The organism is Brasilonema sp. UFV-L1 (assembly GCF_012912105.1).
Classification (GTDB): Bacteria; Cyanobacteriota; Cyanobacteriia; order Cyanobacteriales; family Nostocaceae; genus Brasilonema.
In genome coordinates, this window is record NZ_QMEA01000137.1 from 37,564 (window position 1) to 50,207 (window position 12,644).

Genomic DNA, 12,644 nt, shown 5'->3' on the forward strand with positions numbered 1-12,644 from the left:
ATTCATCACTCTATTTTTTTCATGATGACTCATTCCAAAAATTATAAAAACTCCAAATTATCTATTGTCACTCTTTCACTGAAAAACAATCAGTAAAGTTATTTTCATGACAAGCTATTATGACTACATACTTAGAAATTCCGGTAATTGGTAAAAAAGTTAAGCACCCAGTACGCTGGTTCATTGGTTTAGCAGCAGCTGGGATGTTAGTTATTGGTGCAACCACAACATACACAGTTGTGAATCGAGGAACAAGCAAACAAGACATAGCTGCACTGACTATCCCAGTGGAAGCCAAAGATGTCACTTTGCGAATTTCTGCTAGTGGTAAGGTGCAGCCTGTTCAGAGCGTAAATATCAGCCCGAAAAACTCTGGAACTCTGGTAGAGTTGTTTGTTGAGCAAGGCGATAAAGTTAAGCAAGGGCAAATTCTTGCCAAGATGGACAGCGCAGATATTCAAGCACGAATCACTGAAGCTCGTGCAAATCTAGCACAGAACCAAGCACAGTTACAGCAAACCTTGGCTGGGAATCGTCCTCAAGAAATCGCTCAAGCAAAAGCACGTTTAGCACAAGCAGAGGCGCAGCTTGCTTTGGCGCGTGCAGGTAATCGTCCTCAAGAAATTGCCCAAGCACAAGCTCAAGTGGACTCAGCTCAAGCAAAAGCGAACTATACAAGCGAACAAGTCAAGCGTTATCAATACCTTTACCAGCAGGGGGCGGAAAAAAAACAATTACTCGACCAAGCCATTAGTGAAGATAATGCTGCTAAGGCGAGTTTAATAGAAGCTCAAAAACGACTCTCTCTACAACAAAGTGGGACTCGTTCTGAAGAAATTGCTCAAAAAGAAGCAGCTGTTACTGAATCACAAGAAGCTTTGCGACTATCCCAAGCAGGTTCTCGCCCTGAAGAAATTGCCCAACGTAAAGCAGCTGTTGCTGCTGCTCAAGCTAAATTAAAAACAGAGCAAGTCAATTTAGACAATACAATTATCCGTGCTCCTTTTTCCGGAGTTATCACGCAGAAGTACGCCAACATTGGTGCATATGTTACACCGACAACTTCAGCTTCTTCCAGTGCCTCGGCAACTTCTAGCTCAGTTGTTGCTCTAGCACGTGGCTTAGAAGTTTTGGCGAGTGTTCCGGAAGCTGATATAGGCAGAATCAAACAAGGGCAACAAGTAGAAATTGTCGCTGATGCCTATCCTGACCAAGTTTTTAAAGGTCATGTCCGCTTGATCGCTCCTGAAGCAGTAAAGGAAGAAGGCGTTACATTATTCCAAGTACGAGTTGCAATTGATACTGGTCTAGACAAACTGCGTTCTGGCTTGAACGTGGACATGACCTTTTTAGGTGACAAAGTACAAGATGCTTTACTCGTGCCAACTGTAGCAATTGTGACAGAAAAAGGAAACACAGGTGTGTTGGTACCAGATGCAAAGAATAAACCTCAGTTTCGCCCGATCACAATTGGAGCACAAGTCAAAGACCAAACTCAAATTTTAGAGGGAGTTAAAATTGGCGATCGCATATTCCTCAATCCGCCTACAGAGTACATGATGCAGAAGAAGCTAGAACAGATGAAGAAATGAACATCCTAGAAAGTATGAAAATGGCAGGGAAAACCCTGCTATCAAATAAGTTACGTAGCGCCCTCACCATGCTGGGTATTGTCATTGGCAATGCCTCAGTCATTGCTATGATTGGCGTTGGTGAAGGAGGACAAAAGTTTGTCAATAAGCAGTTGGAATCATTGGGACCAAACGTCCTGTTTATCATTCCTGGCAATCGCGAAACTCAGCGTATTAGCACAAAAGTGCCAAAAAATCTAGTACTGGAAGATGCAGAGGCGATCGCCTCTGAAGTGCCAACAGTAGCAGGAGTCGCTCCTGAGTTAAACGGGAGATATGTAGTTAATTACCGTAACAGAAACACCAATGTCAACATCATTGGCACAACTCCCAGCTTTCCTAAGGTACGGGACTTTGAAACTGCAAAAGGTCGGTTTTTTACCGACATAGATATGAAGCGCAACAATCAAGTCACAGTATTAGGTGCTAACTTGGCACAAAGACTGTTTGGTAGCAATAATCCCATCGGTCAGCAGTTGCGAATCAAAAATGCTAGCTTTCAAATTATTGGCGTCTTAGAAGCTAAAGGCTCAAGCTTGGGTTCTGATTATGACGAAGCAGCAGTAGTGCCAATCACAACCTCGGCAAATCGGCTTGTAGGAAAAAATTCTCCCTACGGCATTGCATTAGACTACATCGTTGCTTCTGCTCGTGATAGTAATAGTGTTGATGCGGCAGAGTTTCAAATGACCAATTTGCTACGGCTGCGACACAAAATTATCAGCGAAGATGATTTTACCATCCGCACTCAAAAAGATGCTTTGCAAACTGTTGGTCAAATCACAGGTGCTTTGACAATTATGCTAGCTGCCGTCGCTGGTATCTCCCTATTTGTCGGCGGTATCGGTATCATGAATATTATGCTTGTCTCTGTCACCGAACGCACTCAAGAAATTGGTTTGCGTAAAGCTATTGGTGCAAATCAGCAAGATATCCTGTCACAGTTCATCATTGAAGCGATCATTCTTTCAGCAGCAGGTGGCATCATCGGTACTGCAATTGGTGTAAGCGGCATTATGCTCGTATCAACGTTGACTCCTTTAAAAGCCGGAATTTCTCCTGTAGCAATTGCTGTTGCAGTTGGTGTTTCTGGTGGAATTGGTTTATTCTTTGGCGTTGTTCCTGCACGTCGTGCTGCTAAACTCGATCCAATAGTGGCATTGAGAAGCGCTTAAAGCAATTTTACATTTTGAATTAGATTAAATTTTTTTTTATGGCATTTTATTATGGCAAACACTTTATCATTGACTGATTCCCGCGTTCCCAACCCGGTTAATCAACCAGTCATAATTCGTTTAGAAAACATTTTTAAAGTTTACGGCAGTGGCGAAGCTGAAGTGCGGGCGCTCAATGATGTTAATTTAGTTGTGGAACAAGGTGAATACTGTTCCATCATGGGACCATCTGGTTCTGGTAAATCTACAGCTATGAATATTATTGGCTGTTTAGATCGTCCTACTTCCGGACATTATTACCTGGATAACCTTGATGTTGCTCAAATGGAAGATACAGAGTTGGCACAGATTCGCAACAAAAAACTGGGATTTGTGTTCCAACAATTTCACCTGTTATCTCAGCTATCAGCATTAGAAAATGTGATGCTGCCAATGGTGTATGCTGGTGTAAAAGCTGGCGAACGTCGTGATAGAGCGGCAGAAGCTCTCAAACGAGTAGGCTTAGAGAAACGCCTGAACAATAAACCAACTCAACTGTCTGGAGGACAACAGCAACGGGTAGCCATAGCCCGCGCCATTGTTAACCGTCCCGTTCTACTGCTAGCTGATGAACCCACAGGCGCACTCGACTCGCGCACAACTCAAGAAGTTTTAGATATCTTTGGTGAACTTAATGGTAGTGGTATCACTGTTGTGATGGTAACCCACGAGCCAGATGTTGCTCGTCAAACACAGCGTGTTGTTTGGTTTCGTGACGGTGAAGTTGTACACTCTCACTTAAGTCCATCTGATGTGGGTCATTTGGCAGTATCTTAAGTTTAGTCAACGACTACTCCACTAATGCAGCAGCATTGGGCTGATCTGCTAAGCGACCGTCTTCCATATAAACAATACGATCTGCAATATCTAGAATACGATTATCGTGCGTGACAAGCAAAATCGTACAGCCCTGTTCTTTTGCCAATTTCTGCATCAGTTCCACCACATCTCGACCTGATTTTTTATCCAATGCTGCGGTGGGTTCGTCTGCTAGAACAATTTTGGGGTGACTCACCAAAGCACGGGCGATCGCCACTCGCTGCTTTTGTCCTCCAGACAAATTATCCGCGTAATAATCGACACGATTTCCCAAACCAACTGTATTGAGAATATCGGTAGCTATCTTATCCATATTTTGTTCTAGATACTCGTCATGTAGCTCTAGAGACATTCGCACATTCTGCTTGGCTGTTAGGAAAGTCAACAGATTGTGTGCTTGGAAGATATAGCCAATTCGCTGTCGCACCTGCATCATTTCTTTCTTACTCGCTTTATTCATTTCTTGTCCCAGAATTTTGAGACTACCTTCTTGTGCAGAACGCAAGCCTCCCATAAGCGTTAGCAAAGTTGTTTTACCAGACCCCGACGGACCAGTCATAATAATAATTTCTCCTGGATAGATGTCGAGATTGATGTCAAATAACGCTTGTTTTCGCAGTTCTCGTTCACCAAAGTAGTGATTCAGATGGTGAACAGAAATAACAGGTTCAGTCATAGTTTGTTGATTTCGATCACGAACAGTTCAGGTGCTTTATATCTTTTTGATAAGTAGATCAACATTAGCTTAAGCGGCTAGAAGCCCCGCACCATAGCTGAAAGCTTGGTGTCGGGATGAATAGCCGGACAAAAACGAGGCGTACCCGACGCATTGTCCCCTAGAAATTGAGCGTCGCATTTGGGCAAAGAAAAAGAGCCTTAGCGCAGCGGCTCCCCTTGGGAGCTTCCTTTGTTTGTTGATCTGTGTTCCAAAACGAGTACTCGTAGTTATAAGGCTGGCTCTTTTTCACAAGGAGGAACCCCGCTACGCCCTTGTTTTGTTAATCTGTCTTCCAAGTCGAGTACTCGTTGTAATAGGGCTGGCTCAATTTCTAGCCCCTTCGGGGCGCTGCGCAAACGTGTTAGACCCCGACCCTGACCTATGTTGACCGTCGGTTAACGCGGGAATGGGGTACCCTCGTTTTTGTCAATTTCTGGGATTTTTAACGAGTCAATCATCTCATCAATTACTTGAGTCATTGTCTTTTCTGTTAAAGCTGCATATAAACGTAACTTATTTAATCTTCTTTCTGATGTTCTAACTCGAATATATTTATCCTTCATTTTGTTTCCTCAATGGTTCCTCGTTAAGGCGATCATAGCTATAACAAGGCGGGGGTCTTACACGAAATTTTTTGCCAGCCCTTGTTTTATTGATCTGTGTTCCAAGACGAGTACTCGAAGTAATAGGGCTGGCAAAAAATTAGGGGACAATGCGTCGGAGGTGATTAAAGTGTTGAAGGCAATAAAGGTCAGACTATACCCAACAACTGAACAAGAAATATCTCTAGCCAAGTCGTTTGGTTGTGCGCGTTGGTATTGGAACTACGCCTTAAATGCCTGTATCCAACACTATGAAGAAACTGGAAAGTCATTAAAACTGAGTGTCTACAAAGCTTACTTGCCTCAATTAAAAGTAGAACATCCTTGGTTGAAAGAGGATTGTTATTCTGCTGTTCTACAGTGCGTAGCTATCAACTTAAACAAAGCATACTCAAATTTCTTTGAGGGTAGGGCTAAGTTCCCCAGGTTTAAATCAAAACACCACAAGCAATCAATCCAATATCCCCAAAATGTTAAAGTTGTGGGCAACTACTTGGAGATTCCTAAAATTGGTGTTGTGAAGGCAGTCTTTCATAGACTCATCGAGGGAAAAGTTAAGACAGTTACCATCAGTAAAACTTCTACAGATAAATATTTTGCTTCAATCTTGCTTGAGGTTGAGGGTGGTGTAGGTCAACCATCTGGTGATCAGACACTTGGTATTGATTTGGGCATTAAAGACTTTGCTATTGTTCATGATGGCGAACAAGTTACCAAGCATTCAAACCCAAAACACCTAAAACGCCATGAAAAGAATCTAGCTAGGAAACAGAAAAAGTTTGCCCGTAAAGTTAAAGGCAGTAATTCAAGAAACAAATATAGAAAACTAGTAGCCAAGGTTTATGAACGAGTATCAAATTCCCGCCAAGACTTTCTACATAAACTAAGTAGAAAACTGGTAGACGATAGTCAAGTCATCGTTGTGGAAAATCTCAACGTTAAGGGAATGGTACGAAACCGTAAATTATCAAAGTCCATATCCGATGTAGGTTGGGGAATGTTCGTTAACTTCCTTGACTACAAGTTGAAATCTAAAGAAGGACAACTTGTAGAAATAGGGAGGTTCTTCCCCAGTTCCAAAACCTGCTCATGCTGCGGTCATGTTCTTGACGAGTTAACGCTTGATATTCGTGAATGGGATTGTCCATCGTGCAATGCTCATCATGAGCGTGATGGTAATGCAGCACTGAACATCACGAATGAAGGAATTCGGATATTATCTTTGGACGGAGGGAACCCCGTTCTTGCCGCGCCGAGGCGGAGTAAGACCACCTATCCGAAAGGAAAAGGGGCATCTGTCAATGACGCCGGAAGCCCACACCGTACCTGTACTCAGGTCGGTGTTGGGTAGTTCACTGTGGGAAACAGAAGTTAAAAATCACGATATTCAGGATCGCACTCTCAATATCAATACCCATCGGCAGTTGGGTGGCGTGTGGGGCGCACTCCACCAACGAGTTGAGAAAATTTACAACAACTTGACAACAGAAGAGCAAATATGCATGCAACGCATATTTTTGAGGCTCGTTGAGATTGGTGGGGATGAAGAATCGGGAACTGAGTGCAAACCCGTTCGTAGACGGGCGATGCGATTTGAGTTTAACGATCCACTCGAACAAAAAGTGTTGACTCAGTTGATTGATCAAAACTTGTTAGTGAGCGATCGTCAACCTCATTCTGAAGTCTCCACCGTGGAGATTGTCCATGAAGCTTTGTTAACTTCTTGGACACGGTTGAATGAATGGATTGGAGAAAATCGTAACAGCATCGCCCTGCGCAACCGTTTAAATGAAGATGTGGCACAGTGGCAAAAGACGAAAGCAGATGATGAACTGTGGAGTGGCTCAAGACTAGAGCAAGCTTTGGAACTCAGACGGAATGAGGCATTTAATCAGGTGTTGGGTGGGTTTTGTGACGCAGCCAATCAGTTTATTGATGCTAGTGTAGGACGGCGCGATCGCATTCGACAACGAGAGATAAGGCAGGCTAGGAGTGTAACTGGCGCAGTGAGTGCTGCGCTATTAATTAGTGCAGCAGGCATTTTTGCATTCGCTCAATGGACAGAGTTCCAAAAACTCTACATTTTAACCTTAGTCCAAATAGCAAAGGTGAATCTACTCACTAATCAGCAGCTTGAAGCGATGACAGACGCTGTGAATGCAGAGCAACAAAGTAGACATTTGTTGTTTGGACGTAAGGATGTAAATGATCAGACTGTTGGTATGCTGACTTGGGTTGCGAGTGAGATTCGAGAACGCAATCGATGGCAAAGTATGCAGACAAGTATTCGGAAAGTGGCGTTTAGCCCTGATGACCAACGGTTGGCTATTGTCGGACTTGACGGCAATGTAAAGTTGTCGGATTTGACAGGCAACCTTATTGTCGAATTTACCACGCAGCAAAAAGAAGTTTTGAGCATGGCGTTTAGTCCGAATGGTCAACGTATTGCCACTGCTGGTAAGGACGGCACTGCTAAACTGTGGGACTTAGCGGGCAAACTCATTACTTCGATTGCTACGCAGCAGGGTGATGTTTCTGGCGTGGCGTTTAGCCCGGACAGTCAGCGTATTGCTACTGTTGGCAAGGACGGCACTGCTAAACTGTGGGACTTAGCGGGCAAACCCATTACTTCGATTCCTACACAGCAGAGGGGTATCAATGACGTAGCATTCAGTCCAGATGGTCAACGTATTGCCACTGCTGGCAACGATGGTACTACTAAACTGTGGGACTTAGCGGGCAAACTCATGACTTCGATTTCTACACAGCAGGGCAGTGTTTTTGATGTAAAGTTTAGTTTAGATGGTCAACGTATTGCCACTGCTGGCAAGGACGGTACTACTAAACTGTGGGACTTAGCGGGCAAGCGTATTGCCACTACTAAGCAACAGGGGCAAGTCTGGAGCGTGGCGTTTAGTCCAAATAGGCAATGGCTCGCTACTGTCGGATCTGAGGGCACCACAAAACTGTGGGACTTAACAGGCAAACCCATTACTTCGATTGCTACGCAGCAGGGCAGTGTCTTGAGTGTGGCGTTCAGTCCAAATAGTCAATGGCTAGTTACTGCTGGGTCTGACGGTACCACCAAGCTGTGGGATTTGGGCAAACCCATTACTTCAATTGCCACACAGCAAGGACCTGTTTATAGTGTAGCGTTTAGTTCGGATGGCCAACGGTTGGCTACCGGTGGAAGTGATAGCACCATAAAATTGTGGAACTTAGCAGGCAACCGCACTGCTGAGATGACTACACAGCAAGGGTCTGTTTATAGTGTGGTATTTAGCCCAGATGGCCAAAAGCTCGTTACCACTGGAATTTATGACACCATAAAATTGTGGAACTTAGCAGGCAAGGTCATTACCACGATGACTACGGAGCAACGGAGGGTCGAGAGTGTAGCGTTCAGTCCAGATGGCAAACAATTAGTCACTGCCGGAAATGACAGCACCATAAAATTGTGGGACTTGACGGGCAAGCTTATTACCACGATGACTACGCAGCAAGGAAGTGTCTGGAGCGTAGCGTTCAGTCCAGATGGCAAACAATTAGTCACTGCCGGAAATGACAGCACCATAAAATTGTGGGACTTGACGGGCAAGCTTATTACCACGATGACAACCGAGCAAAGGAGGGTCAAGAGTGTAGCGTTCAGTCCAGATGGCAAACAATTAGTCACTGCCGGAGATGACAGCACCATAAAATTGTGGGACTTAACGGGCAAGCTTATTACCACCATTGCTACACAACAGGGGCAAGTCTGGAGCATGGCGTTGAGTCCAACTGGTCAGCGATTGGCTACTGCCGGAAATGACGGCACCACAAAATTGTGGGACTTAACGGGCAAACTTATTGCTACGATCTCCATGCAGCAAGGAAGTGTCTATAGTGTGGCGTTTAGTCCGGATGGACAATGGCTTGCCGCAAGCAGAGCGGATGGCACAATAAAATTGTGGCAAATTGTTGATCCCAAAGAACTGCTTACAAAAAGCTGCGATTGGCTATGGGACTACCTGCATAACCCTAGTGCAAATCGCAGAGATAAAAACAGGAATCTCTGCGATGGTGTTAGAGAAAGTCGGGTCAAATAGACATCTCCAAAAACTAGATTTACGCTTAAGCCCCATAAGAATTTCAGACTCACTTTTGGAGATGTCTAATGAGATAACACTGCTCAAATTCTGGTACTACCTGTAGAACAGTTGAGGGTGATCAAAATTGGATCACTCCTCAGCAAATTGAGCTAAAAACCGAGGAAAAGCATTGTTAAAATGATAATTTTACTGCTTAGAACTGTACCTCTTTCATCTAGGATCCGCTCTCTTCTTGTTTTTTAACTTCCTTTTTGTTTTTTTCCGTCATCTTGTTTTTTTCCGTCATCTTGTTTTTTAACTTGGAGACGAGGACCATCACCTCCTTCTTTATCCTTTGGCCCCTCGCCCATTGGACCTTTATGTTTAGGTTTCCTTTCGGGCGACTCTATTCCATTTAAAGCTTCAATAGCGGCGTCTTCACCACTGTCTAACTGTACTATTATTATTTTAACGGTTTCAACGGTCATGACTTCAAATGTCTCAATCTTGCCAAAGCTTGAAAATCTAGCTTTTAGGTCAGCTAAGTAGGTGGGCGCGAAAATTTCTAACTATGTCATTGCGAACGAAGCGAAGCGAAGTGAAGCAATCGCAAGGGTTTTGACTCATTTACATTCTGTTACATAGTACGCTTTATTCACGCCTACCTACTTACTTGAGCATCAGTGATATCGAAAGGTAGATTACTCACCTGGATAGTCATATTTCACCTAGAGAATAGAATCTTTTTGGATTTAGAATAACTTTGACAGAAGTTTTCCTTCTCAATCTTTAAATAAGTTTCACTGAAATCAACTTATGCACTTTTTAAGACGTTGCTGAATCAAAGTATGAATTAGCAGACAACACTTTATTTATCTGGAATCCACTCTACACTTTCTTAACTTTGATCGTAGCAACTGCCGTCCAGGCTATAGCTTACGGGCGTTTTTGCCAAATTTGGATGCTCCCGCCAGATAATGTCTCATTCACTGACAACTTGAATTTCATCGAGTTGATTTATCACAACATCCGCACCTTTAACATTCTCCGCCTTCCCTATCCAAGTGATACCAATGCAACCAGCAGCTTTAGCATGACGCGCCATTTGCATATCACCCACAGAATCTCCTACCATCAACGTGGCACTTGGTTGGACTCCTAAAGCTTCGCATGCTTGCAAAAATAAAACTGGATCTGGTTTACTTGGTCCTTTATCAACTCCCATAGATAATTGAATGTAATCACTTAATTGATGATGCTTGACAAAAGCACACACTTCTTGGGTTGTCGCTGCTGAAAGAATCCCCAATTTTAATCCAGCTTCCGACAAAGACTTTAGCACTTCCAAACTACCAACAAACAAAGGTGAAGGTGTATTGCCAAGATATTTTTCAGCATCCTCCAAAGCTTGACGAGCGATACTTAACGACTCAAACCAACTCCGTCCAGTTTCTGCAATATATGCTGCAGCGGCGACTTCTGTTTCACGACGACTCGCCACCGCTATTAAACCTGCTGGATCGAGGCGATCGCCATTAACACCAAACGCCATTAACAATGGTTCTCCAATTCCAGGAATTTGGGCATCAATTATCCGTGCGCTTCTAAGTGCAAAAGCACGTAAATCAGCTTCTGAGTCTTCCAACGTACCGTTTTTGTCAAACAGAATCGCCTGGATATTGGAAAACGTCACATTTCTACACTGAATAGTTGCCAAAACAGACCTCTGTTGATTGATCACCAAAATTAAACCACACTTTAATATGCTGCTTTGAAAAACGCTCTAAAGTGTCCATTTACTAGATAGCGAAAATTTGGAGTAAATCGGGGCAATTAGGAATTTTTCAGCAAACCATAACTATACCCATCGCTGCGGTGAACAAAAACAATGTCTTTCATTGTTGATAGAGTGACGCGACTTCCATCAATCAAAACTTCGCATCCTTTACAGGTAGGAGTTTTGACCCGTGTGGTATAAATCCCTGCCTTCACTTTCTTTCTGTCCTTTGTAATTTGAACCTTTACGATGTCACCAGCCGTTACGTGGTGGAATATATCTTTTGCTTTCTCTACTGCGGGAAACCCAGATGCATTAACACGACGGGCTTGGCGGTTCCCATGTCCCTTGCAAAACACCATCAATGGCTGATGTGTTTGTAATTTGATTGATGCGCCAGACTCTCCTACGCAAGCTGCATCAATACTATGGCTCTTTCCCAATCCTTGTTGAGTGCGGTTAAATTTAGTTCTGCCGCCAGTCCAACATTTGACTGCACCGCATAATTTTTTCGCCATTGCAACAATCGCAAAGCGCGTAGAATTCACTGCTGCTGCATGATTTAGCGGACGTTTCATCTGCCCCAAGATTTGTTTTAACAAATCTGGTTTACCTGACAAAAAATCCTGAATATCTTGATTTCCTTTAGCTTGATTACATTGGTGACAAGCGAGAGTTAAATTGGAAACTCGGTCACTTCCTCCTTTTGACTTTGGGTAAACATGCTCAATCTCTAGTGGTACGTTTTTTGCACCACAGTAAGCACATTCTCGTCCCCACTTTTCAAGTAGGTATTGGCGAACTTCGTAGCCCATTAATGTACCTTGCTGATACCCCGTACCGCTAATTTCGGGGTTCATGATTTTTTGCATGTCAAAGTGTACTTGCTCAATTTCAATGCAGTTTACTGGGCAATAACGAATAAACCGCTTAATCCAAGTCTCAACGGTTAACACACGATGCATTAATGATGGAGCCAACCAGCCTTGGGGACGCTTACGATTAAATCGTTTTTGACGATAACGCAAATTGCGTGAACGTCTACCACGTCTAAACCCAGCGCGTTGTTCTAGGTCAGATTTAATGTTTAAGCTGCGGTGCTTTAACTCCATCCGAAACAAAATTTCATCCCCACATTGCAAAACAAATCCTGTCCACACCGAGCCTGGATCAATTTTGATTGAGTAAGACTTTGTGAATGGATTGATAATTTGGTGTTGCAAAATCAAAACATAGGGATAGTGGCGAAATACTCGTGCTTTGCCTTTCGATTGAAGTTCTCTGGCGCGGGCAGGATGGATTAAATCTAGTGGCGTTTTGTCAGCATTTAAAAGAAATACGTAATTTGTTTGCATTTCTGCACTCCTAAATTAGGGTAATCGTTTGCTTTAACTTTGCTCTGATGCTTGGCACTGGAATAGGTGTTTCACCTTCACAAACTAGGCAATGTTCCTTTCCTAACCGCTTAGGACTAGCGAATCCTATTGAGGTTGTGACATTCAGAGCGATTCTCATCGAAGAAACGATGAAGTCTGGCGTAGCTGGGTACTTCGGTTTGTCCCGTTTCCCTCCGAATTAATCCGGTTTGTTAGCTACTCCCGTGGTTAATGCTCAATCGTGAGGGGTTAGATATTTTAATCCACCCTGAAACAGGCGATGATGTCAGAGATCACATGGAACATTCGTTATGGCTAGGAGAGAAGCTAAAGCTCAATATCGAATTTTTAAAGGCGGGTTAAAACAAGCTTACAAAAGAATTGAGTAAAATAAAGCAACTCATAAAGCTCTTTTCTAGTCAAATTTGCTGTGAAGT

10 protein-coding genes and 1 pseudogene are annotated in these 12,644 nt (G+C 43.4%); 6 read left to right on the top strand and 5 right to left on the bottom strand.

The window, feature by feature from the left end; all coding sequences use genetic code 11:
- Positions 1-119: 119 nt before the first annotated feature.
- From DP117_RS27655 to DP117_RS27665, 3 genes are read left to right on the top strand one after another with little or no spacing between them, the layout of a single operon-like run.
- Complete coding sequence (locus tag DP117_RS27655; protein ID WP_169221412.1) at positions 120-1,592, top strand: efflux RND transporter periplasmic adaptor subunit; 1,473 nt, start codon at positions 120-122, stop codon at positions 1,590-1,592.
- Positions 1,589-2,806 (top strand): ABC transporter permease, encoded by a 1,218-nt coding sequence (locus DP117_RS27660; protein WP_169221413.1) that lies wholly within the window; start codon positions 1,589-1,591, stop codon positions 2,804-2,806. The genes DP117_RS27655 and DP117_RS27660 overlap by 4 nt, the downstream gene beginning before the upstream one ends.
- A 51-nt stretch (positions 2,807-2,857) precedes the next feature.
- Positions 2,858-3,622, top strand: coding sequence for an ABC transporter ATP-binding protein (locus DP117_RS27665; protein WP_169221414.1), 765 nt, complete (start codon positions 2,858-2,860; stop codon positions 3,620-3,622).
- Between the two features lie 13 nt (positions 3,623-3,635).
- Here DP117_RS27665 and DP117_RS27670 read toward each other — a convergent pair whose 3' ends face one another.
- Both DP117_RS27670 and DP117_RS27675 read right to left on the bottom strand, forming a co-directional pair.
- Complete coding sequence (locus DP117_RS27670) at positions 3,636-4,340, bottom strand: DevA family ABC transporter ATP-binding protein (RefSeq protein WP_169221415.1); 705 nt, start codon at positions 4,338-4,340, stop codon at positions 3,636-3,638.
- A gap of 437 nt (positions 4,341-4,777) precedes the next feature.
- A complete protein-coding gene (locus DP117_RS27675) occupies positions 4,778-4,945 on the bottom strand; it encodes a hypothetical protein (protein ID WP_169221416.1) in 168 nt (55 codons plus the stop codon).
- Between the two features lie 169 nt (positions 4,946-5,114).
- Here DP117_RS27675 and DP117_RS27680 point away from each other — a divergent pair, with 169 nt between their 5' ends.
- On the top strand, positions 5,115-6,335 hold the full coding sequence (locus DP117_RS27680) for an RNA-guided endonuclease TnpB family protein (RefSeq protein WP_339381020.1): 1,221 nt from the start codon (positions 5,115-5,117) through the stop codon (positions 6,333-6,335).
- Positions 6,286-9,072, top strand: a complete 2,787-nt coding sequence (locus DP117_RS36590) for a WD40 repeat domain-containing protein (protein WP_248277861.1) — start codon at positions 6,286-6,288, stop codon at positions 9,070-9,072. The genes DP117_RS27680 and DP117_RS36590 overlap by 50 nt, the downstream gene beginning before the upstream one ends.
- Positions 9,073-9,314: 242 nt before the next feature.
- Here the strand turns inward: DP117_RS36590 and DP117_RS27695 are convergent, their stop codons facing one another.
- The 3 genes from DP117_RS27695 to iscB form a co-directional block, all read right to left on the bottom strand.
- The gene (locus DP117_RS27695) at positions 9,315-9,542 is read right to left on the bottom strand and encodes a hypothetical protein (RefSeq protein WP_169221417.1); all 228 of its coding nucleotides are present in this window, start codon (positions 9,540-9,542) and stop codon (positions 9,315-9,317) included.
- 494 nt (positions 9,543-10,036) lie between these two features.
- Positions 10,037-10,771, bottom strand: a complete 735-nt coding sequence (locus DP117_RS27700) for an HAD family hydrolase (protein ID WP_169221418.1) — start codon at positions 10,769-10,771, stop codon at positions 10,037-10,039.
- A 116-nt stretch (positions 10,772-10,887) separates the two neighbouring features.
- Positions 10,888-12,186, bottom strand: coding sequence for an RNA-guided endonuclease IscB (gene iscB, locus DP117_RS27705; protein WP_169221419.1), 1,299 nt, complete (start codon positions 12,184-12,186; stop codon positions 10,888-10,890).
- Positions 12,187-12,423: 237 nt separating this feature from the next.
- Between iscB and DP117_RS27710 the strand changes: the two are divergent.
- Positions 12,424-12,570: pseudogene (locus DP117_RS27710) on the top strand (DOPA 4,5-dioxygenase family protein); the annotation flags it as partial.
- Positions 12,571-12,644 lie beyond the last annotated feature (74 nt).

What these genes read in the sequence shown, in the direction of transcription:
- DP117_RS27675 (WP_169221416.1), bottom strand. Translation starts at nt 4,945, where the DNA reads ATGAAGGATAAATATATTCGAGTTAGAACATCAGAAAGAAGATTAAAT.
- DP117_RS27660 (WP_169221413.1), top strand. Translation starts at nt 1,589, where the DNA reads ATGAACATCCTAGAAAGTATGAAAATGGCAGGGAAAACCCTGCTATCA.
- DP117_RS36590 (WP_248277861.1), top strand. Translation starts at nt 6,286, where the DNA reads ATGACGCCGGAAGCCCACACCGTACCTGTACTCAGGTCGGTGTTGGGT.
- DP117_RS27655 (WP_169221412.1), top strand. Translation starts at nt 120, where the DNA reads ATGACTACATACTTAGAAATTCCGGTAATTGGTAAAAAAGTTAAGCAC.
- DP117_RS27670 (WP_169221415.1), bottom strand. Translation starts at nt 4,340, where the DNA reads ATGACTGAACCTGTTATTTCTGTTCACCATCTGAATCACTACTTTGGT.
- iscB (WP_169221419.1), bottom strand. Translation starts at nt 12,186, where the DNA reads ATGCAAACAAATTACGTATTTCTTTTAAATGCTGACAAAACGCCACTA.
- DP117_RS27665 (WP_169221414.1), top strand. Translation starts at nt 2,858, where the DNA reads ATGGCAAACACTTTATCATTGACTGATTCCCGCGTTCCCAACCCGGTT.
- DP117_RS27695 (WP_169221417.1), bottom strand. Translation starts at nt 9,542, where the DNA reads ATGACCGTTGAAACCGTTAAAATAATAATAGTACAGTTAGACAGTGGT.